Genomic DNA, 24,313 nt, shown 5'->3' with positions numbered 1-24,313 from the left:
GGGGGGTATAGTATGGCCTTGCCGAAGGACAGGCAAGAGTCATGCAGCAGGAATTTTCGAGACGGTCGCTTCTGGCGGGCATGGGCGTTGGCGCATCCATGCTGGCAATGCCCGCATGGGCGCAGGGCCACAGCATGCACGGCGGCGGCCACGGCCGCGGCGGCCCGCTGATACCGGCGGGATTCGACGAGGTGCGCGGGCAGGTGATCGACCTGTCCATCGGCAGCGGCCACCGTGTCGTTCAGGGCCGCCGGGGGCCCGGCGTTGCCGTCAACGGCAGCGTGCCTGGTCCGCTCATCCGGCTGACCGAAGGACAGGAGGTGCGCCTCAACGTCACCAACACGCTTGACGTCGACAGCTCGGTGCACTGGCACGGGCTGTTGCTGCCGTTCCAATATGACGGCGTGCCCGGGATCAGCTTTCCCGGGATCAAGCCCGGAGAGACCTTCACCTATCGCTTCCCGATCCGCCAATCGGGCACCTATTGGTATCACAGCCACTCGGGGCTGCAGGAGCAATCGGGCCATTATGGGCCGATGATCATCGAGCCTGCAGGCGGCGAGCCGATCGTGGTCGATCGCGACTATATCCTGCTGCTCAGCGACTTCACCACGCTCGACCCGCATTTCATCATGAAGCGGCTGCGCACCGGCGAAGGCTATTTCAACCGCCAGCAGAACACCTGGACCGATGATTACGCGATGTCTGCCGAGGAGCGGCGGATGTGGGGCCAGATGCGGATGATGCCCACCGATATCGCGGACATCGGCGGCAAGACCTATACCTTCCTCGCCAATGGGCGCGGGCCGGACGAAGGCATGGAATATCTGTTCAATCCCGGCGAGCGCATCCGGCTGCGCATCATCAACGGTGGTGCGATGACCTTTTTCAACGTGCGCATCCCGGGCCTGCCGATGACCGTGATCGCCACCGACGGCCAGATGGTGCGCCCGGTGGAGGTCGACGAACTGCAGATCGGCACGGCGGAAACCTATGACGTGATCCTGGAGCCAGGCACCCAACCCGCCTACAGCATCGTCGCGGAATCGATGGACCGTTCAGGCATGGCGCTGGCGACGCTGGCGAGCGCTCCGGGGTTGCGCGCCGCCGTCCCTGCCCTGCGCGATCCGCCGCTGCTCACCATGGCAGACATGGGGATGAACCATGGCGACGGTGGCATGGATCATGGCGGCATGGACCATGGATCGATGGACCACAGCGCCGCGCCCGAAGGCGACAGGGAATCGTCCCAAAGCATGAGCATGCAGGGCATGAAGATGCGCGATCCCTCGCTGCTGCCCCCCGATGTCGCGATCGGGCCGGGCATCGACATGGTCTCGATGGCGCCGGTCGACAAGATGGGTGATCCGGGCCTGGGCCTGCGCGATGTCGAGCATCGCGTGCTCAACTATCGCATGCTGGTCGCGCGGGATGCCAGGGCCCAGTCGCCCGAGCCGACCCGGCTGCTCGAGCTGCACCTCACCGGCAACATGGAACGCTATATGTGGTCGTTCGACGGGCGGATGTATTCGGCGGTGAGCGACGTACCGATCCGTTTCGCCTGGAACGAGCGGGTGCGGGTGAAGCTGGTCAACAACACCATGATGGCGCACCCCATCCATCTGCATGGGCTTTTCTTCGAGATGGTCAACGGCCAGCCCGCCGCACTGCAACCGCGCAAGAACACGATGATCGTGCAGCCCGGCGCGAGCGCGCAGTTCGACCTCACCGCCAATGAGCCGGGCGACTGGGCCTTCCACTGCCATCTGCTCTATCACATGCACGGCGGAATGATGCAGACCGTGACCGTGATGGGCCCGGAGGCGGCGTCTTGATCCGCGTTGGACTGGCGACGCTGGCATTGGTCGCGCTTACCACTCCTGCATGGGCGCAGGATCACAGCGCGCATCAGGCCGAGGCCGACCCGCACGCCGGGCATGCCATGCCACCTGCTGAGACACCTCCGAGCGATTCGGACAGCGTCAATCACAGCGCCATGGATCACGGCACGATGAACCATGCTGCCGATCCTGATGCATCCCCCTCGCCCGGGCCAGAAATGGAAACCCCGCCTCCCCCGCAAGCCGGAAATGGCCCGCCCCGCGCCGCCGACGCGATCTGGGGCGCCGAGGCAATGCGCGCATCGCGCCGCGACCTCCAGCAGACGCATGGCGATTACACCCTGTTCTGGTTCCAGGCTGACCGCGCCGAATTTCAGGCCCGCGACGGAGCCGATGGCTATCTGTGGGACCTTCAGGGCTATTACGGCGGCACCACCAGCCGCTTCTGGTTCAAGAGCGAAGGCGAAGGCGCGTTTGGCGAGCGGATCGAGGACCTCGAAATCCAGGCCCTCTATTCGCGTGCGATCGCACCGTTCTTCGATCTGCAGGCGGGCATCCGCCAGGATCTTGCCGGGCCCGATACGACCTATGCGACCTTCGGCATCCAGGGGCTCGCGCCCTATATGTTCGAGATCGATGCCGCCCTCTTTCTGTCGCACCGCGGTGATCTGACGGCGCGGCTGGAGGCGGAGCTCGACCAGCGGATCACCCAGAGCATCCTCATCCAGCCGCGCGCCGAACTAAACCTCGCCGCGCAGGACGTGCCCGAACTGGGCATCGGTGCCGGGATCGATAGCTTCGAGGTCGGGGTGCGGCTGCGCTACGAGATCATCCGCGAGATCGCGCCCTATATCGGCGTCGAGCAGACCTGGCGCGCCGGCCGCAGCGCCGATTTAGCGCGGGCTGCGGGCGATGGTCCCAGTGTCACCAATTTTGTTGTCGGCATCCGGCTGTGGTTCTGAACCTGAAGGAAAACACCATGCGTCTGAATTCCCTTTTCGTCCTTGCCGCTGCGGGCGTGGCAGCCCTGGCTACGCCCACGCTGGCTTTGGCGCATACCAAAGTGGTCGCCTCGTCGCCTGCGCAAGGGACGACGGTTGCCAAGCCGAAGCAGGTCAAGCTGACCTTCAGCGAAGCGCTGCTGCCGCCGACGGTCGCCACCAGCATCGTCATGACCGCGATGCCGGGCGTGAAGAACCACGGCGAGATGGTTATCCGCAACTTCACGTCGAGCTGGTCGGATGGCAACAAGACGCTCACGCTCGTCCTGCGCCAGCCGCTGAGCCCCGGAAGCTATGACGTGCGCTGGCAGGCGGCAGGCGCGGACGGGCACCGCATGACGGGCAAAGTCAGCTTCACCGTCAGCTGATCCGATGCCGGCCGACTGGCTGTTTCAGGCACTGCGATTCGGTCATTACGCCGTGCTGCTGGGTCTGTTCGGGGCAATGGCATGGCGGACCCCGGCGCTGCGCCATTTGGTAGCGAACGACGATCAGTGGTATCGCCCGCTTGTCGTCGCAGCGGCGATCGCAGCTCCGTTGCTGTCGCTCGGCGTGATGCTGGCCGGGATCGCCGCGATGATGGGCCAGACATTGACCGATCTCGGCAGCGAAACGGTCTGGGCGATGCTGTCGACCACGCCCACAGGCTGGGCCTTTGGTGTGCGCATGGCACTGTTGCTGGTCGGGCTCGTTGTGGTGATCCGCGCCTGGAGCTCACCAGCCGGAACCATCGCGACCGCCGCGTGCTATGCGCTGGCGCTGCTGACCTTGGGCTGGAGCGGTCACGCGGCAGCGAGCGAGGGCCTGGTCGGGCTGGCCCATCGCACCAACAACGGCGTTCATCTGGTGGCGGCAGGCCTGTGGTTCGGCGCGATCGGCGGATTTGTCGCCAGCACCATCGGCGCGCACCGCCGTCGTGACCACGCTACGGCCCGCCGCCTGCTCGTCGCGATGCATGATTTCAGGGGCCTGGGCATCGCCATTGTCGCCATCATGGCGGTGACCGGTGCCCTCAACGCGCAGCTGGTCTTCGGTATCGAGAACAGCGTCGCGGTGCTCGCCGGGTCCTATGGCTGGCTGCTGGCAGGCAAGATTGCACTGGTCTTGCTGATGCTGGCCTGCGCTCGCCATCACGCGGCCACGGCGCGCAACCGCATGGCGAACGGAGACGCCGCAGCACCGGATGATGCCGCCCTGCTGCCGCGGGTGCGGGCCAGCCTGATCATGGAACTCGCTCTTGCCATTGCCATCCTTGGCATCACGGCGGTACTGGGTCTCGGGTCACCGCTGAACTGAGATTGGCTGGCGATGATTCCTACCTGTTCCCGGCTTGGCAATCCATCCCATCCACGGAGCGGGACGAATATTGCGAAACCTTCGGGCTCCGCCACTTTCGCTTGGCACCGGCGATGCCTATCAGTGAACCAGGCACGGTCAGGATCGTTACCCGGTGGCAGGGCAGCATGGTCACGACCCAACATCCAACGACAGGCATGGCATGAGCAAATGGAATCTCGCAGCGCAGGCAGATGATATCAGGCCGTTGCTGATCGAGCAGCTTGCCGCATCACAATGCTTTGCCATCGCGACGCTGGTCGAGACATCGGGCCCTGCCCCGCGCGAGATCGGCGCACAGATGCTGATCACGCAGGACGAGCATTGGGGCTATCTCTCGGGCGGCTGTATCGAGGCCGATGTCGCGCGCCATGGCCGCGAGGCGATGGCAAGCGGCGAACCTCGGCTGCTGCGTTATGGCGAAGGCAGCCCCTGGATCGACATCCAGCTCGCCTGCGGCACGGGCATTTCGGTGCTGGTGGAGCCGGTGGGCAGGGACGATCCCGCACTGGCCGCACTGCTTCAGGGTCATGCCGAGCGAGCGCCTGTCCTGTGGACCAGTAATGGCACCACCCGTCAGGCCTCGGCTCCCCATGCCGCGCATGCTCCATGGGATGGCGCGCGGTATGCGAAACTCTTTGAACCGGTGCTGCGGCTGGTGCTGATCGGCGAGGATGCGACCGCGCTCGCCAGTGCGGCGTTGGCCTGCCAGCTGGGGCTGGAGGTCATGCTGATCACCCCCAACGGCCCCGAATTGCCCCCCTTTGCCGGCATTGCCTACCATCGTACCGCCGCTGCAGCCGCGCTGGATGCGATCGGGCTGGACCCATGGACCGCCGTCGCGGTGCTGTCGCATGACCGCGAGGATGACGAGGCAGCCCTCGCCCGTGCGCTGCTGTCCGATGCGTTCTATGTGGGAGCCATCGGCGCCCGTGCACGGCTTGATGGCCGGATGGCCCAGCTGCGCATGCATGGCGTCGACGAGACACGGATCGCGCAGTTGCACGCCCCGATCGGACTTCAGGGCTTCGGCAAGGCTCCGCGCGATATCGCGCTGGCGCTGGTGGCTGAAGTGGTGCGCGATTTCCAAGCCCGCTCGGCCGCGGCGAGATCGTCCGGAGCATCGATGTCGAGCAGCACCCCGCTATCGGTGGTATCCAGATAGGCCACCGGCTTTTGCTTCAACAGCGGCGCTGCACCGTCATCCCCTTGCAGCCGTGCCAGATCGGCCAGGGCTGCGAGCGTGAAGCAGACCGGATGCCCCGGCTTGCCCGCCTCCCGGGGCCGTGCGGCATAGCCCCCTGCCTCGGCGAGGTCTGCCAGAGGCTGGCACAAAGCGATGGGCACCAGCGGCATGTCTCCCAGGAACACGAACAGCCCCCGCCCGGCTCCTGCCAGCGCGGCGCTGCCGGTGCGGATCGAGGCAGCCATGCCTTCTGCCCAATCAGGTGTTTCCAGAACCCGGCAATCCAGTCCGGCCAGCGCTGCGGCAATCGCCGCGTGCTGCGAACCGGTCACCACGACGACATCGTCAAAGCCTGCCGCGACCACGGCCTCGGCCGTGCGACGGACAACCGGCGCCCCGTCCAGCATCGCAAGCATCTTGGGCGCACCGAAGCGCCGCGCCGCACCTGCTGCGAGGATCAGCGCGCCCCAGCCGGGCATGGCCATGGCGCGACGGTCGCTCAGGCCTTGGCCTGGGTGCGCAGCGGCAACGTGCGAATGCGCTTGCCGGTCGCGGCGAACAGCGCATTGGCCAGCGCCGGTGACGCAGGCGGAACGCCGGGCTCGCCGATCCCACCCATCTTGGCACCGCTCTCGATGAAATGCACGTCGACCACCGGCGGCGCATCGGCAAGTTTCAGGATCTCGTAATCGTTGAAGTTGCTCTGCACGACCGCGCCCTTGTCGAGCGTGATTTCCTCGCCGATCGCCGACGAGAGCCCCATGATCAGACCGCCCGCTATCTGCGCCTCGGCGTTCAGTGGATTGACCGTGGTGCCGCAATCGACCACCGCCCAGGCCTTGAGCACCTTGGGTCTGCCGTCCTCGTGCACGCTTGCCTCGATCACCTCGGCAACAATGGTGCCGAAGCTCTCGACGATCGCGATGCCGCGTCCCGTGCCTTCGGGAAGCGGACTGCCCCAGCCCGAGCGCTTGGCCACCGCATCGAGCACCGCGCGGTGGCGCGAGCCTTCGGGCAAGTGCTTGCGACGGAACTGATAGGGGTCTTCTCCTGCGGCGTGCGCCAGTTCGTCGATGAAGCTCTCGTTGTAAAAGCCCATCTGCGTCGAGTTGACCGAACGCCACGGCCCGTCATTCTGGTTCGACTGATAGGCAAAATGGCGGCGCGACGCCGCCGGGATCGCGTAGATGAAGCTGGTTTCGGCCTCAGCATCGCCGCTCTGCACATAATCGGTGCGCCAGGCGGCAATCTTGCCATCCTTGCCCAATATCGCCGAAAGCTCTGCCGATGATTGCGGACGATAGGACCCGTGCCGCACCTCTTCCTCGCGGCTCCAGACCAGCTTGACCGGATAGGGAACCTGCTTGGCGAGCAGGGCCACCTGATCGACAATCTCGGTCATGTCCGGAAAGCGCCGCCCGAACCCGCCGCCCATCAGCATCGGGTTGAACGCGACATCGTCCATGTCCAGTCCTGCCGCCTTGGCCGCACGAGCGCGGGTGGTCAAAGGATCCTGCAGGCCGCCCCACAAGGTGAGCTTGCCATCCTTGTAATGCCCCGACAGCGCAAACGGCTCCATCATCGCATGGTGGAGGAACGGCACGCGATATTCGGCGCGGACCGGCTTGGCACCCGCTGCCGCAAAGGCAGCATCGACATCGCCGTCGCCGCCCTCGTTCTCAGGCTTGCCCGACGTGCGCAGCGCCACCTGCGCAGCATGCACCGAGGCGCTCGACACGCCCTTGTGACCGCCGTCCGAAAACTGCGGGCTGAGCGCGCGCAGACCCTTGAGCGCCTGCCAATAGCGCTTGGCGACGACGATCACCGCATCGTCGAGCTTGATAACCTTTTCGACCCCCGCAACCGCGAGCGCGGGCTTTTCATCGACCGAAACCAGCTTGCCGCCGCGCACGGGCGCCGCAGCGATGGTCGCGACGCGCATGTCGGGCAGCGTGAAATCGATGCCATAGCGCGCGCTGCCATCGACCTTGGCGGGGATGTCCATCCGCGCGATCGGCTTGCCGATCAGCTTGAAGTCCTTGGAGTTCTTGAGCGCGGGCGATCCGGGCAGCGACCGCTCCGCCGCGCCGGCCGCCAGTTCGCCATAGCGCAGCGACTTGCCCGACTTCGCATGGATCACCTTGCTGTCGACGGTGGTGAGCTCGGATTCGGGCACGCCCAGACGGTCTGCGGCTTCGGCAACCAGCGCCGATCGCACCGCCGCGCCCACCGTGCGCATGCCCACCTGGCCGGTAAAGCGAATGGCGGAGGAGCCGCCAGTGATCTGCAGCGGCATCGACCGCGCGATCATCGAGATGATCGCCGCCGGCAGCGCGTTGATGACGCCGGGCGCGCCCGACATTTCCGCGAGGAAGCCCTTGCCCAGAGCCGAATTGGCAAATGCGGTATCGGCAGGTGCCTGCTGGACCTTCACCTTCGACCAGTCCGCGTCCAACTCGTCGGCCAGCATCTGCGCGAGCGCGGTGTGGCTGCCCTGACCAAAATCGATATGCGGCGAATAGAGGGTGACGGTATCGTCCTCGGCGATCTTCATCCAGCTGAGGAAATTGTGATCGTTGCCGGTCTCGGTGAGTGCCTTTGCGCGGGCTGCAGCCGAACTGTCGCCCCAGTAGAGCCCGAAAGCGCCGCCGCCGACCAGCAAGGCGCTGCCGATCAGGAAGAAACGGCGCTTGATGCCCTTCTTCTTCACCGGCTTGGCGGGCTGCATCACGTCCATCTCGGGATTGGGATTGTCGGCCATCATGCGTCTCCCTGCTGAACGGCGGGCGCCTGGCCCGATGAAGCCTGTCCTGTCGCCGCGATGATCGCCTTGCGGATGCGCGGATAGGTGCCGCAGCGGCAGATGTTGGTCATCGCCTCATCGATCTGTGCATCGCTGGGGCTGCCGGTGCTCTCGATCAGGGCCACCGCCGCCATGATCTGCCCCGACTGGCAATAGCCGCACTGCGGCACCTGCGCCTCGATCCAGGCCTGCTGCACCCGGTGCAACGTGCCATCCGCGCTCTTGAGGCCCTCGATCGTGGTCACCGATTTGCCGCCGATATCGCTGATCGGTACGCTGCACGAGCGAGTGATCGCGCCATCGACATGCACCGAGCACGCGCCGCAGGCCGCGATGCCGCAGCCGAACTTGGTGCCAGTAAGCGCCAACTCCTCGCGCAACACCCACAACAGCGGCGTATCGGCCTCGACCTCCACGCTGACCTGCTTGCCGTTGACCAGAAAGTCGATTGCCACCGCCCTACCCCCTCGGTTGAAATTCAGTCTTGTATAGCAACCAATATCTGCACTCGCCATCGGAAATGCGGCGAGATGTAGTCCTCGCGAACGATCCACCGGCTGCCAGCGCAAGCGTGTCATAGCCGGATGCAGGCGCATTGCAAAACAGACATCGATATGATCTATGCCACGCCAGCGAGAACATAAGTCGGGGGTCATCATGCGGGATCAGGAACCTCTGATCGACCGGAAATTCGCCAGCCGGGTCGATTGGAACCTGCTGCGTACCTTTGTCGATATCGTCCGCGCGGGCGGCATCGGCGCGGCAGCGCGCAAGCTCAACCGCCAGCAGCCGAGCATCAGCGCCGCGCTCAAGCGGCTCGAAGAGCATGTCGGCGCGACATTGCTGCTGCGCACCGCCACCGGGGTGGAAATGACCGCGGCGGGCAAGGCGATGATGGCGCTGTGCGAGGACATGCTCGAATCGGCGCGGATGATGCCGCACCAGATTGCGCAGGCGACGCGGCGCGTCGAAGGTTATGTCCGCATCCAGATCGTCTCGGGGCTGGTCTCGCCCGAGTTCGACGAGGCGATCGCCAGCTTTCACCGGCGCGATCCGGACATCCATATCGAGGTCCGCGTCTCGCCTTGGCGGCAGGTGCTCGATGCGCTGGAACAGGGCGAGGTCGAAATCGGCGTCAGCTACGACAGCAGCGTGCGCGGCACCTTGAAATACGAGCCTTTGCTGGTCGAACGCCAGCAGCTCTATTGTGCGCGGAGCAACCCGTGGTTCGGCCATCACGTCACGCGCCTGAGCGACCTGAAGGACGAGCATTTCGTGCTGACCGGCGACGACGAGATCGAACTGATCACCAATCTGCGGCGCCGCAATGGCCTTGGCACCAAGGTCAGCGGGCTGGCCGAGGATATCAACGAGGCGCAACGGCTGATCCGCCTGGGTGTCGGCATCGGCTTCCTGCCGATCCTCGCGGCGCAAGCAGACGTGGCGAGCGGACGGCTCTGGCCGATGCTCTACGCCGATGCGGAGCCGTCCTACGATATCTACCTGCTGGCGCGGACCGACCCTGCCCGCGACACGGCCACGCAACTGTTCTGGGACGAGGTCTTCCGCCGCGTGCGCGCGATGCGCGCGACATAGATCAAATCTATGGATTTCATCGCTCAAATACCCCTGCCTTGATGACGCAACGCAGCGCAAACTCCAAGCGATGAACGGAGTTGCCGCATGACCGAAACGCTCAAGGACAAGGTGTTCAATCACGTGCCCCCGGCGATGATCGCGCTGGTGCTGCTGTTCTGGGCCTTCGCGCCCAAGGCTGTCACCGATGTGCCGTGGCTGCTGATCGTGACATCGTCGGCGATCACGGTCATCGTGCTGCTGCTCGAGTTCGTGCACGAACGCCACAGCGGCTGGCGGATGAACCGGCAGGAGTTTTTCACCGACCTGTTCTATGTCGTGCTGAGTTCCACGGTCATCGCCTGGCTGAGCAAGACGCTCGCCGAGGATCCGCTGCTGGCGCTCAAGGATTGGCTGGGCATCAGCACCACGTGGATGGCTGAGGTTCCCTGGCTGGTGCAGGTGATGATGGTCATCGTTATCCTCGAATTCGGCCAATACTGGATGCACCGGCTGATGCACAACTCGACGCCGTTCTGGCTGACGCATGCGCCGCACCATCACATTACCCAGCTCAACGCCGCCAAGGGTGCGGTGGGCAACCCGATCGAGCTGTTCCTGATCTCCTTGAGCGTGCTGGCGTTCTTCGACTTCGACACGACTGCACTGTTCGCGGGACTGAACACGCTCAACGTCATTTCGACCTTTGCGCATGCCAATGTGAAGGCCAATCCGCCGATCTGGTACTCGTTCTTCTTCACCACGATCCGCCATCACAGCCTGCACCATTCGACCGACTACGCGGCGACACGGTGCAATTATGGCAACTCGCTGATCCTGCTCGATCGCATCTTCGGCACGTATTGCGAGGGCGAAGGGGTGCTGGTGGGACAGGATGACCGGCGGCGGCTGTCGATCTGGGAACAGACCATCTTCCCGTTCCAGCCGCTGATCGACCGCTACAAGGCGCGCAAGACAGGCCCGGCAGGCGATGAAAGCGGAGGGCCTGCCGCAGCATGATCAGCACGCGGACCCGCCGGATCGATGCCGCCCGTGCCGCGCTGGACCAGGGCGACCTGTCCGCCACGCACCGCTTTGCGGCATCGCTGCTGTCCGACGATCCGCTTGATGCCGAGGGGCATTTTCTGCTGGGAATTGCGGAATCGTCGGCAGGCCGGGTGACCGCGGGAATCCGGCATCTCGAACAGGCGGTCGCGCACGAACCCACCGGCGAATATCGCGCGCAACTCGCCAAGCTCTACATCATGGTCCGGCGCGATGGTGAGGCGGCAGCGATCCTCCAGCAGGCGGAGACCGCGCCACCGGCCGATGCGCTGAGCCGCGACACCATGGGCTGCGTCTATGCTAGGCTGGGCGATCATGCCGCCGCGCTGGTGCATTTCGAGGAAGCGTCCCGGCTGCGACCCGACGATACCGAATATCGCTACAATGTCGGCGTCACGCTCAACTTCCTGGGCCGGACCCAGGCTGCGGAGGCGGCGCTCGAGGCGCTGATCGCCATCGCGCCCGATCACGCCCGCGCGCATCACCTGCTTGCCAGCCTGAAAAAGCAGAGCGCGGATCGCAACCATGTCGCCCGGCTGGGTCAGACCTTTGCGCGCGCGCACCAAGGGCGCGACCGGCTGCTGCTGGGCTATGCGCTTGCAAAGGAGCTGGAGGATATCGGCGAGCCCGACCAGGCACTCGACATCCTGTGCACCGCCAATGGCGAGCACCGCCGCTCGCTCGACTATGATTTTGCGTTCGATGCCGCCAATTTCGATGCGATCGAGGCGGCCTGGCCCAGCCTGCGCGCCAGGCCAGAGGCTCCGGCCAGCACCGATGCACCGGTGTTCATCATCGGCATGCCGCGCACCGGAACCACCCTGGTCGACAGGATCCTTACCTCGCACCCGGCGATGGAAAGCGCGGGCGAACTGCAGGCGATGCCGCTCGCGGTGAAGATCGCCGCCGGAACGCGCAGCCGCAACGTGCTCGACCCAGAGACCATCCACGCCGCCGCGCGGGCGGACATGGCCGCGATCGGACAGGATTACATGGCGCGTGCTCAGCACCATCGCCGCGACCCGGCGCTGCGCTTTACCGACAAGTTTCCCGGCAACTTCCAGTACGCCGGCTTCATCGCGCGCGCCCTGCCCTCCGCAAGGATCGTCTGCCTGCGCCGCCACCCGATGGACACGGTGCTGGCCAATTTCCGCAACCTTTTCGCGATCAGCTCGCGCTATTATGATTACAGCTACGATCTGCTCGACATCGCCGCCTATTATGTCCGGTTCGATCGGCTGATGACTTTGTGGGCGCGCGAACTGCCCGGCCGCGTGCTGGAAGTGCAGTATGAGGACCTGATCGCCGACCAGCAGGGGCAGACCGAGCGTCTGCTCAGCCATTGCGGGCTAGACTGGTCCGACGATTGCCTTGCGTTCCACGCCAACACCGCTCCGGTCTCCACGCCCAGCGCCGCGCAAGTGCGCCGCCCGATCTACACCGACTCGGTCGCGCGCTGGAAGCGTCACGCCGAGGTGCTCGAACCGGTCCGCAGGTTCTTCGAAGACCATGGCGTGGCCATCTCATGACAAGCAGGAGCCCGACGATGCTGCGTAGCCTTTCGCTCATGACCGCCGTTCTGATGGCGGGCGCGGTGGCCGTGCCCGCCGCGGCCTGCGACGGCGCCGCGCTGCGCACCCGGCTGGTTGGATGCGGTGCGGAAAGCTGCGTCGTGGTATCCGGCCACCGCACCAGCGCGGCATCCAAGGTCTTGATTAACGGGCATGAAGTGCCAGCCAGCGGACATCATCGGTGGACCGCGAGCGTACCCGTCTCGACGGTTCGCGCCTGGTCGGCACCGCATGCGCGCACCATTTCGGTCGCGGTGGACGATGCGGTTCGCGATGCCCGATTGCCGGTGGGGCTGCTGTCGCCAAAGACCGATCTGGCGATGCTGGTCGTCACGGTGAAGTAATAACGCCTCAAGGTCGAAGTAATAAAAGTACAAGAACTGGTTATATATTGAAAGTTTTCTCGTCTCCCGCTAGGATGCTTCCCAGCGGCCGCAGAGCCGTACCCGTCTTTTGCAGGAGATGAACGATGAAAACCGGCCTCGTGGCATTCGCCACCCTCGCCTTCGCGCTGACCGCCACCGGTGCAGCCGCAACCGAAAACCCCTTCGTCAAGGACAAGGCGATCCTCAACCTTCAGGGTCTCGACCTGTCCACCGCTGACGGCCAGCAGCGGCTTGCCATCCGCGTCGATCAGGCCGCCCGCACCGTCTGCGGCGAGCGCCTGTCGAGCGTGCCGCTGGCAACGCAGGTCCAGACTCAGAAATGCCGCGCATCGGTGGCTGCCGATGTCCGCTCGCAGATCGAGGCGCGTCTTGCTCGCGCAACGCCCAAGGCGGCCACCCAGGTCGCCTCGCTGCGCTGAACCATGTCCCTTCCTGTATCGCCATCGTCCCTTCGGATGGCGATACAGGTTACGGGGCAGCTGTCAGGATCGGCGCAGGCCACCAGGTCAGCGTGTGCACGTCATGCGCTGATGTCCACAAACCGCCCTCAGTGTAGCGCAGCGCGCCGCTCCCCTCTGCCTTGCCCAGCCGCGCGACAACCTCCAGTGTCTTCGGGTCAATCGCGACAAAGGTCTGGTCCTCGGTGGTGCGCAGCCACACCATGCCGGCCCCGGTATCGATATCGCCATATTTGAGCACCGCGCCAACCTTGGCGCGGCCCAGCACCTCGCCCGTTGCCGGGTCGACCTTCGCGACGGTGCCATCGCCCTGTTCCTGCACCCACACTGCGCCTTCACCCGTCGTGAGGAAGCCCGGGATGTTGCCCAGCATCGTGGTCTTGGTGACCGTGTTGGTGGCAGGGTCGATCCGCTGGACCGTCTTGCTCTCGCTGCTGACCGCCCAAAGCGAGCCAAAGCCGAACGCGAGGTACCAGGTGCCGGGGCTGACCGTGATCGTGGCGATGACGGTGTTGGTGGCAGGATCGACCCGCGTCACCTTGCCCGCCGCATGATCGCTCGCCACCCAGATCGATCCCGCTCCTGCGACCACATTGAGTTCGCCCGGGCTGGCAAGGCCGGTTGCCACTGTTGCAATCTTCTGAGCCGACTGCGTGTCGATGCGGACGAGCGCCTTCTCCTTGCAGTCCGCCACCCATAACGACCCGTCGAGGATCGCCATCGCGCCGCAGGGCTTGGACATCGGCACCCCGGCGATCTTGCCCTTGCGGGACCAGCGTTCGACGCGGCCATCGTTGGTCGCCCAGACGCTGTCGCCATCGACCGCCAGGAAATCGGCAAAGCCGGGGACGTCGATCACCTGTTCGGGATGCGCCTGCGCCATCGGCGAAAGGGCGGAGAGTCCAGCCGCAAGCGCGGCGGTGGTCATGCGAAGTTTCTGCATCAACTGCCCTTTCCAACTGTCCGAAAAATCAGGCCATTTGCGCAATGTAAGCGCGCCAGCCCCCTAGATGCGTAATGTCTTCGGCGCCGGTCAGCGCGCGCGGTTCGGCGACGAAACCCTTGACCGAAGTGCCGTCGGCCAGCGTCACCGTGCCGATCGCCAGCGGCGGCGGCACCTCGACGACGAAGCTGCCGAATTCGGCAACACCCATCTCGTACACTTCGACCTTGATCGCCGCGCCGTCCGGGCTGTGGACCAGCGCGGGCTTGGGCGGGACACTGTTGGCGATGGCATAGAGCCGATATTCGGGTGCGGTCTCGAACGCGCCGACGAAGCTCGCCTCGCGCGAGGTCAGCTGCCAGTGCAGCGGCATGTCTTTGAGATGTGCGCCGACGACGGCGAGTTTCACGGTCTGCATTTTGCCCTCCAGGTCAAGCGGGGGTGGCCCGGGAAGATCGACCACCGAAAGATAGGCATCCGCCGCATCGAGCAGCGCAAGGTCGGTATCGGCAGGGCCGATCAGGGTGATGCCAAAGCCCGTGCCATTGGCGCGCGCGCCCGCCGGAACCGCCAGCGCGGCCATGTCGAGCAGGTTGACGAAATTGGTATAGGCCCCCAGCGCGCTGTTGAGAGCGATCGGCGCGGCCTTCAGTTCGGCGACGCGATAGGTGGTGCCGGTGGTGGGGAAGACCATCATGTCGATGCTCTCCCACAATGTATCGGCATGGCGCTTGAGTTCCGCGAGGCGGTAGATGCCGTTGAACAGATCGACCGCCCTGGTCTCAAGCCCCTCCGAAACGATCTCGCGCACGGTCGGGTCGATGGCGTCGGGGTCGCTGGCGAGCAGACCGGCCAGCGCCGCCGTGCGCTCCGCCACCCAGGGGCCGCCATAAAGCAGCTGCGCGGCTTCCTGCAGCGGGGCATAGTCGATCTCGATGAGGGTACCGAGCGCGGTCAGCTTTTCCAGCGCGCGGTCGTAGAGATATTCCGATTCCAGATCGCCGAAGAACATCCGCTGGTCACGGCGCGGTACGCCAATGGTGCGGGGTGCGAGCGGGCGATCGGCCAGCGGCTTGGAATAGGCGTCCGCGGCATCGAAGCCCGCGACCACGCCGTCAATCAGCCGGGCATCGCCAGTGTCGTCAGTGAACACGGTGATGCAGTCGAGCGTGCGGCAGGCGGGCACCAGCCCGCGGTTGCTCCACCGCCCCTTGCTGGGCTTGAAGCCGATCAGATGCTGGAAGGCGGCCGGGACCCTGCCCGAGCCTGCGGTATCGGTGCCGAGCGCAAAGGCAACCAGCCCGGCCGCCGTCGCACTGGCCGACCCCGAGCTGGACCCGCCGCTGACATAGGCAAGGTTATAGGCGTTGCGCGGCGCACCATAGGGGCTGCGCGTGCCGTTGAGACCGGTGGCGAACTGGTCGAGATTGGTCTTGCCCATGCAGATCGCACCGGCGGCCAGCAGGCGTTCGACCACACATGCGGAGGCTGCAGGCCGATAGGCGAAGGCGGGGCACGCAGCCGTCGTCTCAAGCCCTGCGACATCGATATTGTCCTTGGCCGCGAACGGCACCCCGGCGAGCGGCAGCGTCTCGCCCGCCGCCACCCGCGCATCGACTGCGCGCGCAGCCGCGATCACGGCCTCGGGCGCGGTACGGCTGATCCAGATCTGCGGCTGCACGGCATCATAAGCGGCGATGCGCGCGAGGCTGTCTTCGGCGATGGCAACCGCGGTCGCCTCTCGTGCATTGACGGCCCGCGCGATGGCCCCGGCGCTGAGGCGGGCGGGCGCGGTCATGCGTGCCTCGTCAGCGCAAGGATCGGCTCGCCCGGCAGGATCGACTGGCGTTCGCGGGCATAGAGCGCGGAGATGGTTCCGGCGCCGGGGCTGTCGACGCGGCATTCCATCTTCATCGCCTCGATGATCGCGATCGCATCGCCCGCCTCGACCTCGTCGCCGACCGCGACCAGCATCTTCCACACGCTGCCACCAAACGGCGTCTCGACCAGATCGGCGCCTTCGGGCACCTCGACCTGCTCGGCAGCGACCGCCACCTCCGCCGCGTCGGTCCGGTCGAACTCGCCCAGCCTTTGCCACTCGGCGCGTTCGGCATCGAACGCAGCCTGGCGCTGCGCCTCGAACGCGGCGATGGCATCGGCATTGTCGGCGAGAAATGCGCGATAATCGGCGAGGCGGAATTCGGAGGGCTCGATGCGGATCGAGCGACGCCCGCTCGGGAAATCGCGCCGCCATTCGGTCAGCTCGTCGGCGCTCACCGGGTAGAAACGGATCTGGTCGAAGAAGCGCAGCAGCCACGGCTTGCCTTCGGTAAAGGCGTCGGTCTGGCGGTGGGTATTCCACACCTGGATCGTGCGCCCGAACAGCTGATAGCCCCCCGGCCCCTCCATGCCGTAGATGCACATATACGCGCCGCCGATGCCCACGACATTGGGCGGGGTCCAGGTGCGCGCCGGATTGTACTTGGTGGTGACCAGCCGGTGGCGCGGATCGACCGGCGTCGCGACCGGCGCGCCCAGATAGACATCGCCCAGCCCCAGCACGAGATAATTGGCATCGAAGATCAGATTCTCGACCGCCGCCGTGTCGGGCAGGCCGTTGATGCGGCGGATGAACTCGATATTGTCGGGGCACCACGGCGCATCGTCGCGCACCGCACCCATGTATTTCTCGATGGTCTCGATGATCGCGGGGTCGCGCCAGCTCAGCGGCAGATGGACGATGCGCGAGGGGATGGTGAAATCCTCCAGATCGCCCAGCCGCTCCTCCGCCGCCATCAACGACGCCAGCGCCATGCCCTGTGTCATCGTGACGCCATCGAAATGGAACTGCAGCGACCGGATGCCGGGCACGATATCGATCACCCCGGGCAGGGCCATCCGCTCGAGCTCGGTCAGCAAGGCCTGCACGCGGATGCGCAGCTCGATGTCGAGCACGATCGGGCCGTATTCGACCAGGATGTTGCGGTCTCCCTGCTGGCGATAGACGGTGCGCGGCCGCTGCGGGCTATCGCTGATGACGCCCAGGATCGGCGACAAGGTCTCGATCGGGCGCGCCGGGCTGACCATATGGCGCTCGCCGGTGGTCAGCAGCCGGCGCTGCAGGCTGTCTGCGGCAAAGGCATCATGCGCGTTGACCGGCACGAAACGCAGTTTGTCGCCCGGTGCCAGCTGGCCGATTTTCCATCGGTCGGCGGCGATCACCACGAACGGGCAGACAAAGCCGCCGAGCGAGGGACCATCGGGGCCGAGGATGATCGGCATGTCGCCGGTGAAATCGACCGCGCCGATGGCATAGGGATTGTCGTGGATGTTCGACGGGTGCAGCCCCGCCTCGCCCCCATCCTTGCGCGCCCAGACCGGCTTGGGGCCGATCAGGCGGACGCCGGTTCGGTTCGAATTATAGTGCACCTGCCAATCGGCGGCGATGAAGGTGTCGACATCCTCGTTGGTGAAGAAATCGGGCGCGCCGTGCGGGCCATAAAGCACGCGCAGCGTCCATTCGCCCGCCAGATCGGGCAGTGTCGTCAGGGCGAGCGCATTGCCCACGGGTTCGCCCGCCAGATGCAGCGTATCGCCCGCAAGCAGCTTGCGCCCGGCATGCCCGCCGAACTGGCCAAGCTCGAAGGTGCTGGTGCTGCCCAGATAAGGCGCGATGTCGAGACCGCCCGCCACCAGCAGATAGCCGCGCCAGCCGCCGCCCGAAAGCTTGCCCAGCGCCAGCGTCTGGCCCGCCGCGATATCGACCGGGGTCCCGCGGGGCACCGGCGTGCCATCGAGCGTCGCCTGAAAATCCGCGCCGGTCAGGCAGATGCGCGCGGGCGCGTTGAACAACAGCGTGGGCCCGGTGACGATGATCTCCAGCCCGGCCGTCCCTTCGGGGTTGCCGAGCAGCCGGTTGCCGAGGCGAAACGACTGGTCGTCCATCGGCCCCGAGGGCGGCACCCCGACCGACCACAGCCGCTGACGGCCCGGCCAGTCCTGCACCGTGGTCGCGGTGCCGCCGCTGACGATCTGGATGCTGCGCGGATGATAGGGGATCGCGTCGAGCGCGCGCGTCGATACATCGCCACTGACGAATTCGGCTGACCGCACCACGTCGCGCAGCCAGCGCAGGTTGCTTTCGATGCCGTCGACGCGGCTCTCGTCGAGCGCCGCCTGCATCGCGGCGACCGCAGCCTCGCGGGTTTCGGCATGGACGATCAGCTTGGCCAGCATGGGGTCATACCAGGCGCTGACGGTGCTGCCCGCCATCACCCAGGTTTCGGCGCGGATATCGGCGGGGAAGGTCACCGCCGTCAGCGTGCCCGAGGTGGGGCGGTAATCGTGCGCGGGGTCTTCGGCATAGAGCCGGACCTGCACCGAATGGCCCTGTGGACGCGTTGGCACAGAGGTCAGGAACCCAAAGTCTCCCTGCCCGCCACGCACCATCCACTCGACCAGATCGATCCCCATCACCTCTTCGGTGACGCCATGTTCGACCTGCAGCCGGGTGTTCATCTCCAGGAAGAAGAACTCGTGCCGCTCTGCATCGTAGAGGAATTCGACCGTGCCGGCCGAACGGTACTGCGCTGCCTGGCCCAGCCGGATCGCCGCAGCATAGAGCGCGCTGCGGATGCCTTCGGGCAGCAAGGGCGCCGGCGCCTCTTCGACCACCTTCTGGTTGCGCCGCTGCAACGAGCAATCGCGCTCGCCCAAAGCCACGACCTGGCCCGCGCCATCGCCGAAGATCTGCACCTCGATATGCCGGGCGCGGCGGATATAGCGCTCAAGGAACACGCCGGCGTCGCCAAAATTGCCCTGCCCCAGCCGCGCAACGGTGGCAAAGCCCTCGCGAACATCGGCTTCGGTCTCGCAAATGCGCATGCCGATGCCGCCGCCGCCTGCGGTCGCCTTGAGCATGACGGGATAGCCGATGTCCTGGGCAGCCTCAGCCGCCTCGTCCTCGTCGGTCAGCAGGCCAGTGCCCGGTGCCAACGGCACATCGTGCGCCGCCGCCAGCGCGCGGGCGCTGTGCTTGAGGCCGAAGGTGCGGATGTTCTCGGGGCTGGGGCCGATGAACACGATCCCGGCCTCGGCGCAGGCTTCGGCAAACTCAGCATTTTCGGCCAGAAAGCCGTAGCCGGGATGGATCGCCCCTGCCCCGGTGCTGCGCGCCGCCTCGAGCATCGCCGGGATATTGAGATAGCTTTCGGTCGCGCGCGCAGCGCCGATACACACCGCCTCGTCCGCCATGGCGACATGCAGCGATGCCTCGTCGGCCTCCGAATAGACCGCAACCGAGCGCAGCCCCATGCGCCGCAACGTGCGGATGATCCGGGTGGCGATCGCACCGCGGTTGGCAATCAGGACGGTGTCATAGCTCATGCGGTGACGATCATGCGCACGGGGGTGGGGTTGAAGCCGTTGCAGGGGTTGTTGATCTGCGGGCAGTTGGAGACGACCACGGTCACATCCATCTCGGCGCGCAGATCGACGGTGAGGCCCGGCGCGGAAATGCCATCGACGATGCCCAGCGATCCATCCGGCTCCACCGGCACGTTCATGAAGAAGTTGATGTTCGAGACAATGTCACGCTTGCCGCGTCCTTCCAGCAGGTTGGCCTCCAGAAAATTCTCGACGCAGGCGTGTTCGGATTTGGTGTGATGACCGTAGCGCAAGGTGTTGGATTCGCAGGAGCAGGCACCGCCAATGGTGTCATGGTAATCGACCGAGGTCGCCGCGATGGTCATCATTGCGCGGCCTTCGTTGGAACGCAGTACGGTGCCTTCGCGCAGGAATAGGTTGCCCTGCGCCGCGACCGTATCCTGCGCGCTGTAGCGCTCGGCATCGTCGTCGGTGGCGTAGAGCAGGAAATCGACCGCCTGGTTTCCTTCCAGGTCGACAATGCGCAACGTCTGCCCGGCAGCAACATGGTGCAGCCAAGGCGCACGCGCCGCCACGATTTCGTCATGGACAACCGGGCCATCAAGGCCAGCGAGATAGGGATCGACGCTCATGTTCGGGTCTGCTCCTGGCAAATCAGCGGCGGAAATAGTCTTCGACGTTCAGAAAGGCGCGCTGGCCTTCGGGGGTCGCATTGCGGATGGGGTCGTCCTGCGGCGTGACCGGCCCGCGCCACGCCGTCACGCGCAGGGGTGACACCGTGTAGGCGGGGCGCGGATCGAGCACGTGCGGCACGTTGGCGATCACCACGATCAGCTCCATCTCCGCGCGCAGGACGACGCTGCGCCCTGGTGCGAACGGACCAATATCGGGAACGATCGCGCCGTCTGCGGCAATCTTTGCGCCCTTGAACAGGTTGACGCATGGATGCACATCGCGCCGCCCCAGGCCATGCTTGCCCGCGCCCAGCAGAAAGCGGTCGCGGCCATTGGGATGGGGTCCGCTGTTGGTCCCCTCGCCATATTTCGCGGCGTTGGTGGCGGCGTTGGACGTGCCGCAGAATGCATCGTGCGTGCCAGCGTCATCCGCAACGATGCTCATCAGCACGCGGCCCATGTCGGACAGCAGCAGCTTGCCTTCGCCCAGATAGGCGTTCCACTGCACCTTGACCGTGTCGGCGACATTCAACCGCTCGGTCGGCATGTCGGCATTGAACAGCTGCAGCCCGGCGCAGGCATCGCCCCGGGTGTCGATCAGCCGCAGCCGGGTGCCTCGCGCCAGCCGCCGCGTGGCATAGCCTCCGGCAGCGATGGTCTCTTCCCACACCAGATCGTCGGCAGACACGCCATCGGGCAGGTCATCCGCCACCGGCGGCAACACCGGCATCGCTTCGACCCTGGTCCCCGCCATGGCGCGGGCGTGGTCGCGCGCGGCGAGCGGATCGCTCAATACGGCAGTCATGCGGCGGCTCCCTTGAGGCTTTCGCCCGCACCCGGCTCGTACAGCGGCGGCAGCAGGGCGGTGGTGGTGACGAGTTGCAGCTGGTGGACACCGCGCACCCGGCGCAGCGCGTCGCACAGATCGTTGAGGCGGACCGCGGGGCCCTGCACCAGCAGAACCTCGAGGGACTGGTCGTCCTCCAGGAACACGTGCTGCGAGGAGATGACCTCCTTGAGATATTCGGCCTGGGTCTGCGCCAGCTGATGGCGGACGCGGCCGCGGTCGCCGCGATAGACGATGGTGATCGTGCCGGCGAGCATCTCGTCGGGACGCGTCGTCGCCTCGTGCGCGGCGAGCGCATGGCGGATCAGCTCGGCAATCAGCTGCGATCGTGACGGCAGGCCGCGTTCTTCCACCATGATATCGAGCTGGCGGAACAGCTCGCCGGGAAGGCTCATCGAGAGCCGGGCCACGCTGGTCGGTTCGGTACTCACTTACGCGCTCTCCTGGATGACGGCGATCTCGGCGGAAGAAACGGCTGGTATCTCCGTCACTTCCGGGTCGCTCTTCTTGTCGAGTGTCAGATCGTAAACAGCGGTGGCGCCAAAGCGGTGCGGCGCGTGCGGATCATGCCGCCGCTTGTCGAGCGCCAGCACGCGGGTGCCCAGCGAGAATGCCTCGCGGATGTCGTGCGTGACCATCACGATGGTCAGCGCATAATCGCGCCACAGCGTCCGAATCAGCGCGTGCATGTCTGCGCGGATACCCGGATCGAGCGCGCCGAAGGGTTCGTCGAGCAGCAGAATGCGCGGCCGCTTGATCAGCGCCTGGGCGATCGCCAGCCGCTGCTGCATGCCCCCGGAAAGCTGCGCCGGATACTGGTTGAGCGTATCGCCCAGGCCCACAGCCTGCAGCATCTCGATCGCCTGCGCCTTGGCCTGGCTGCGTGCCGATCCGAACAGCCGGGCGGTCAGCGGCGCCTGCGCACACTCGAGCCCGAACATCGTGTTGCCCAGCACGGTCAGGTGCGGGAACACCGAGTATTTCTGGAACACGACGCCGCGATCGGGCCCACATTCGGGCGACAGCGGCGCGCCGTCCAGCTCGATGCGGCCGCGCGTCGGGCGTTCCTGCCCCAGGATGATGCGCAGCAGGCTGCTCTTGCCCGCGCCCGAAGGGCCGATGATCGAGACGAACGAGCCGGCGTGGATATCCAGATCGACCTTCTCCAGCACGATCTTGTCGCCATATTCGACCCAGACGTTCTGCAGGCTGAGGATGGGGCTGGCAGGCGCGCTCAATGGCTTGCCCCCTGCGCCCAGGGAAAGGCCTTGCGATTGGCGAACGCCAGCGTCGCATCCATCATGATCGCCAGGAACGCGATCCACGCGACATACGGGATGATCACATCCATCGCGAGATAGCGCCGGACCAGGAAGATGCGATAGCCCAGGCCCACATCCGCTGCGATGGCTTCCGCCGAGATCAGGAAGACCCAGGCCGGGCCCAGAGCCAGCCGCACCGCATGGATCAGGCGCGGCATCGCCTGTGGCAGCGCGACGCGGATCATGATCTGCCACGAACTTGCGCCCAAGGTCTGCGCCTTGACGATCTGCTCGGCGGGCAGCGAGGCGATATGCGCAGTGATGTCGCGGATCATCACCGGGGCCACCCCGATGGCGATCAGCGCCACCTTGGCGGTCTCGCCCAGCCCGAGAGCGATGAACAGGATCGGCAGCAGTGCGATCGGCGGGATGACCGCAATGCCGGTGACCAGCGGGCCGAACGTGGCGCGCACCGGTGGCAGCACGCCGAGCAGCAGGCTGACGATCAGCGAGATCACCGTGGCGATGCCCAGGCCCAGCGCCAGCCGCTGCAGGCTGGCCAGGGTATCGACCCAGAAGGTGATCTGCCCGGTCAGCTGGTCGGTCTGGAAGATCAGCAACGACATCGCCTGCGCCATCGCGCCAGGGAGCGGCAGGATCTTGTCCATCGGGTTGTCGGCGTGGCGCTGTGCGGCCATGACGATGTAGACGATCAGCAGCAAGGCGATCGGCAGGGCACCCAGCGCGATGCGTTCGCTGCGGCGCAGATGGCGGTTGACCCAGCGCATGTTCGATCCCTTCCCTGGCCTGCTGCGCGCGGCGTCGCTCAAAGCTTGCCATCGGCGGCGAGCTTCATGAAGGCATCATCGAAGCGCAGCGTCACCCGGCCCGGATCGCCCAACACCTTGCCGCCGGGGAAGGCGATGCCGACCGCGTCGGCACTGCTGGCGCCCTTGAACAAGCCCTTGGAGAAGCTGAAGTCACGTACCGCGGTCATCGTCGCCACCAGATTGGGCGAGGTTGTCGCGGCGAGCGCGGCCTTGGGGTCGGCGTAGAGAAAGGTCGTCGCCAGCTGGCTGTCGAACATCTCCGGCGTCGCACCCGAAAGCTTGGCCATCGCCGCGCGTGCCGCCTTCCCTTCGGCATCGTCGCGCTGCACCAGGGCGACGGTTTCATACCATATGCCGACCAGCGCCTTGCCCAGATTGGGGTTCGCCTTGAGCGTGGCGGTATCGACCACCATCAGGTCGAGAATTTCGCCTGGAATATCGGCCGAGCTGAACACCTGGGCCACCCCTGCCCCGCCCTTCATCACCGACAGCTGGGGGTTCCAGGCGACCGCCGCGTTGACATCGGCCGCGCCAAAGGCGGCGACGATATCGGCATCGGAGGTGTTGATCGTCTTGACGTCGGTCGACTTGAGGCCCGCCTTTTCGAGTCCACGGGTCAGCAGGTAATGCGAGACCGAAAGCTCGACCAGATAGACCTGGCGCCCCTTGATGGCGCTGAGCGAATTGGCGCCCTTGAGCAGCACACCGTCATTGCCGTTGGAATAATCGCCGACAATGATCGCAGTGGTGTCCTTGCCGCCGGCGGCGGGAATGGTGAGCGCATCCATGTTGGTGACGGTAACGCCATCGAACTTGCCCGCGGTGTACTGATTCACCGATTCAACATAGTCGTTGACCTGCACGAAGTTGATCTTGATGCCGTATTTGTCGGCCCATTTCTTCACGATGCCGGCCTGCTGAGCATAGGGCCAGGGCATCCATCCGGCGTAGATCGACCAGCCGATATTGAACTCGGTGCGCGGCTTGGCCGCGGTCTCGGGTGACTGCGAGCACGCCGCCAGCAGCAGCGCCCCCATCATCACGATCATGGTCCCGACTTTCCCCAGCAGCCTCGTCATGATTCGATCCCCTTTCGCAGTGCAGCATCACCCCATGCCCCGCGCTTGTCCATCTAAAAATATTACCAGCAT

The 24,313-nt window shown here is 65.6% G+C and carries 21 protein-coding genes and 1 pseudogene; 10 read left to right on the top strand and 12 right to left on the bottom strand.

Features of this window, described 5'->3' with window-relative positions; all coding sequences use genetic code 11:
* Positions 1-41: 41 nt before the first annotated feature.
* From LI72_RS01040 to LI72_RS01020, 5 genes are all read left to right on the top strand, one after another.
* A complete protein-coding gene (locus tag LI72_RS01040; protein ID WP_081984504.1) occupies positions 42-1,835 on the top strand; it encodes a copper resistance system multicopper oxidase in 1,794 nt (597 codons plus the stop codon).
* Positions 1,832-2,803: a copper resistance protein B gene (locus LI72_RS01035; protein ID WP_033924019.1), complete on the top strand. Its 972-nt coding sequence runs from the start codon at positions 1,832-1,834 to the stop codon at positions 2,801-2,803. Before LI72_RS01040 ends, LI72_RS01035 begins: the two co-directional genes overlap by 4 nt.
* Before the next feature lie 17 nt (positions 2,804-2,820).
* Positions 2,821-3,210 (top strand): copper homeostasis periplasmic binding protein CopC, encoded by a 390-nt coding sequence (gene copC / locus LI72_RS01030; protein WP_033924303.1) that lies wholly within the window; start codon positions 2,821-2,823, stop codon positions 3,208-3,210.
* Positions 3,211-3,214: 4 nt separating this feature from the next.
* Positions 3,215-4,138, top strand: coding sequence for a CopD family protein (locus LI72_RS01025; RefSeq protein ID WP_033924018.1), 924 nt, complete (start codon positions 3,215-3,217; stop codon positions 4,136-4,138).
* Positions 4,139-4,340: 202 nt separating this feature from the next.
* Positions 4,341-5,342, top strand: coding sequence for an XdhC family protein (locus LI72_RS01020; RefSeq protein WP_033924017.1), 1,002 nt, complete (start codon positions 4,341-4,343; stop codon positions 5,340-5,342).
* A 23-nt stretch (positions 5,343-5,365) separates the two neighbouring features.
* Here the strand turns inward: LI72_RS01020 and LI72_RS20425 are convergent.
* The 3 genes and pseudogenes from LI72_RS20425 to LI72_RS01010 all read right to left on the bottom strand — a co-directional run.
* A pseudogene (locus LI72_RS20425) lies at positions 5,366-5,842 on the bottom strand (nucleotidyltransferase family protein); the annotation flags it as partial.
* 20 nt (positions 5,843-5,862) lie between these two features.
* Positions 5,863-8,124: a xanthine dehydrogenase family protein molybdopterin-binding subunit gene (locus LI72_RS01015; RefSeq protein ID WP_231562324.1), complete on the bottom strand. Its 2,262-nt coding sequence runs from the start codon at positions 8,122-8,124 to the stop codon at positions 5,863-5,865.
* On the bottom strand, positions 8,124-8,621 hold the full coding sequence (locus tag LI72_RS01010) for a (2Fe-2S)-binding protein (RefSeq protein WP_231562323.1): 498 nt from the start codon (positions 8,619-8,621) through the stop codon (positions 8,124-8,126). The genes LI72_RS01015 and LI72_RS01010 overlap by 1 nt, the downstream gene beginning before the upstream one ends.
* Before the next feature lie 202 nt (positions 8,622-8,823).
* On the opposite strand from LI72_RS01010, the gene LI72_RS01005 reads away from it, so the two are divergent.
* The 5 genes from LI72_RS01005 to LI72_RS00985 all read left to right on the top strand — a co-directional run bounded on the left by LI72_RS01005 (position 8,824) and on the right by LI72_RS00985 (position 13,182).
* Positions 8,824-9,762 carry a LysR family transcriptional regulator gene (locus tag LI72_RS01005; protein ID WP_033924016.1) on the top strand — a complete coding sequence of 313 codons (939 nt, stop codon included), beginning with the start codon at positions 8,824-8,826 and terminating at the stop codon, positions 9,760-9,762.
* Between the two features lie 87 nt (positions 9,763-9,849).
* Positions 9,850-10,761: a sterol desaturase family protein gene (locus tag LI72_RS01000; RefSeq protein ID WP_033924015.1), complete on the top strand. Its 912-nt coding sequence runs from the start codon at positions 9,850-9,852 to the stop codon at positions 10,759-10,761.
* Complete coding sequence (locus tag LI72_RS00995; protein ID WP_033924014.1) at positions 10,758-12,335, top strand: tetratricopeptide repeat-containing sulfotransferase family protein; 1,578 nt, start codon at positions 10,758-10,760, stop codon at positions 12,333-12,335. The genes LI72_RS01000 and LI72_RS00995 overlap by 4 nt, the downstream gene beginning before the upstream one ends.
* A 17-nt stretch (positions 12,336-12,352) precedes the next feature.
* On the top strand, positions 12,353-12,721 hold the full coding sequence (locus LI72_RS00990; RefSeq protein ID WP_033924013.1) for a hypothetical protein: 369 nt from the start codon (positions 12,353-12,355) through the stop codon (positions 12,719-12,721).
* A gap of 125 nt (positions 12,722-12,846) precedes the next feature.
* Complete coding sequence (locus LI72_RS00985) at positions 12,847-13,182, top strand: UrcA family protein (RefSeq protein ID WP_033924012.1); 336 nt, start codon at positions 12,847-12,849, stop codon at positions 13,180-13,182.
* Between the two features lie 49 nt (positions 13,183-13,231).
* Here the strand turns inward: LI72_RS00985 and LI72_RS00980 are convergent, their stop codons facing one another.
* From LI72_RS00980 to LI72_RS00940, 9 genes are read right to left on the bottom strand one after another with little or no spacing between them, the layout of a single operon-like run.
* Positions 13,232-14,164 (bottom strand): Vgb family protein, encoded by a 933-nt coding sequence (locus LI72_RS00980; protein ID WP_033924011.1) that lies wholly within the window; start codon positions 14,162-14,164, stop codon positions 13,232-13,234.
* Between the two features lie 28 nt (positions 14,165-14,192).
* Positions 14,193-15,962 carry an allophanate hydrolase gene (gene atzF / locus LI72_RS00975; protein ID WP_033924010.1) on the bottom strand — a complete coding sequence of 590 codons (1,770 nt, stop codon included), beginning with the start codon at positions 15,960-15,962 and terminating at the stop codon, positions 14,193-14,195.
* Positions 15,959-19,549 carry an urea carboxylase gene (gene uca, locus LI72_RS00970; protein WP_033924009.1) on the bottom strand — a complete coding sequence of 1,197 codons (3,591 nt, stop codon included), beginning with the start codon at positions 19,547-19,549 and terminating at the stop codon, positions 15,959-15,961. The genes atzF and uca overlap by 4 nt, the downstream gene beginning before the upstream one ends.
* Positions 19,546-20,181 (bottom strand): urea amidolyase associated protein UAAP2, encoded by a 636-nt coding sequence (locus tag LI72_RS00965; RefSeq protein WP_033924008.1) that lies wholly within the window; start codon positions 20,179-20,181, stop codon positions 19,546-19,548. The genes uca and LI72_RS00965 overlap by 4 nt, the downstream gene beginning before the upstream one ends.
* A 22-nt stretch (positions 20,182-20,203) precedes the next feature.
* Entirely contained in the window at positions 20,204-21,028 is an 825-nt protein-coding gene (locus LI72_RS00960) for an urea amidolyase associated protein UAAP1 (RefSeq protein ID WP_033924007.1), read from the bottom strand.
* A complete protein-coding gene (locus tag LI72_RS00955) occupies positions 21,025-21,465 on the bottom strand; it encodes a CopG family ribbon-helix-helix protein (protein ID WP_443018103.1) in 441 nt (146 codons plus the stop codon). The genes LI72_RS00960 and LI72_RS00955 overlap by 4 nt, the downstream gene beginning before the upstream one ends.
* A 36-nt stretch (positions 21,466-21,501) precedes the next feature.
* Positions 21,502-22,308 carry an ABC transporter ATP-binding protein gene (locus tag LI72_RS00950; RefSeq protein WP_033924005.1) on the bottom strand — a complete coding sequence of 269 codons (807 nt, stop codon included), beginning with the start codon at positions 22,306-22,308 and terminating at the stop codon, positions 21,502-21,504.
* A complete protein-coding gene (locus tag LI72_RS00945) occupies positions 22,305-23,120 on the bottom strand; it encodes an ABC transporter permease (protein WP_033924300.1) in 816 nt (271 codons plus the stop codon). Before LI72_RS00945 ends, LI72_RS00950 begins: the two co-directional genes overlap by 4 nt.
* 38 nt (positions 23,121-23,158) lie before the next feature.
* The gene (locus LI72_RS00940; protein WP_033924004.1) at positions 23,159-24,241 is read right to left on the bottom strand and encodes a putative urea ABC transporter substrate-binding protein; all 1,083 of its coding nucleotides are present in this window, start codon (positions 24,239-24,241) and stop codon (positions 23,159-23,161) included.
* Positions 24,242-24,313: the final 72 nt, after the last annotated feature.

The sequence above is a fragment of the Sphingomonas sp. 35-24ZXX genome (genome assembly GCF_000786215.1).
Lineage (GTDB): Bacteria > Pseudomonadota > Alphaproteobacteria > Sphingomonadales > Sphingomonadaceae > Blastomonas.
This window is presented reverse-complemented; position numbering and strand designations above follow the sequence as displayed.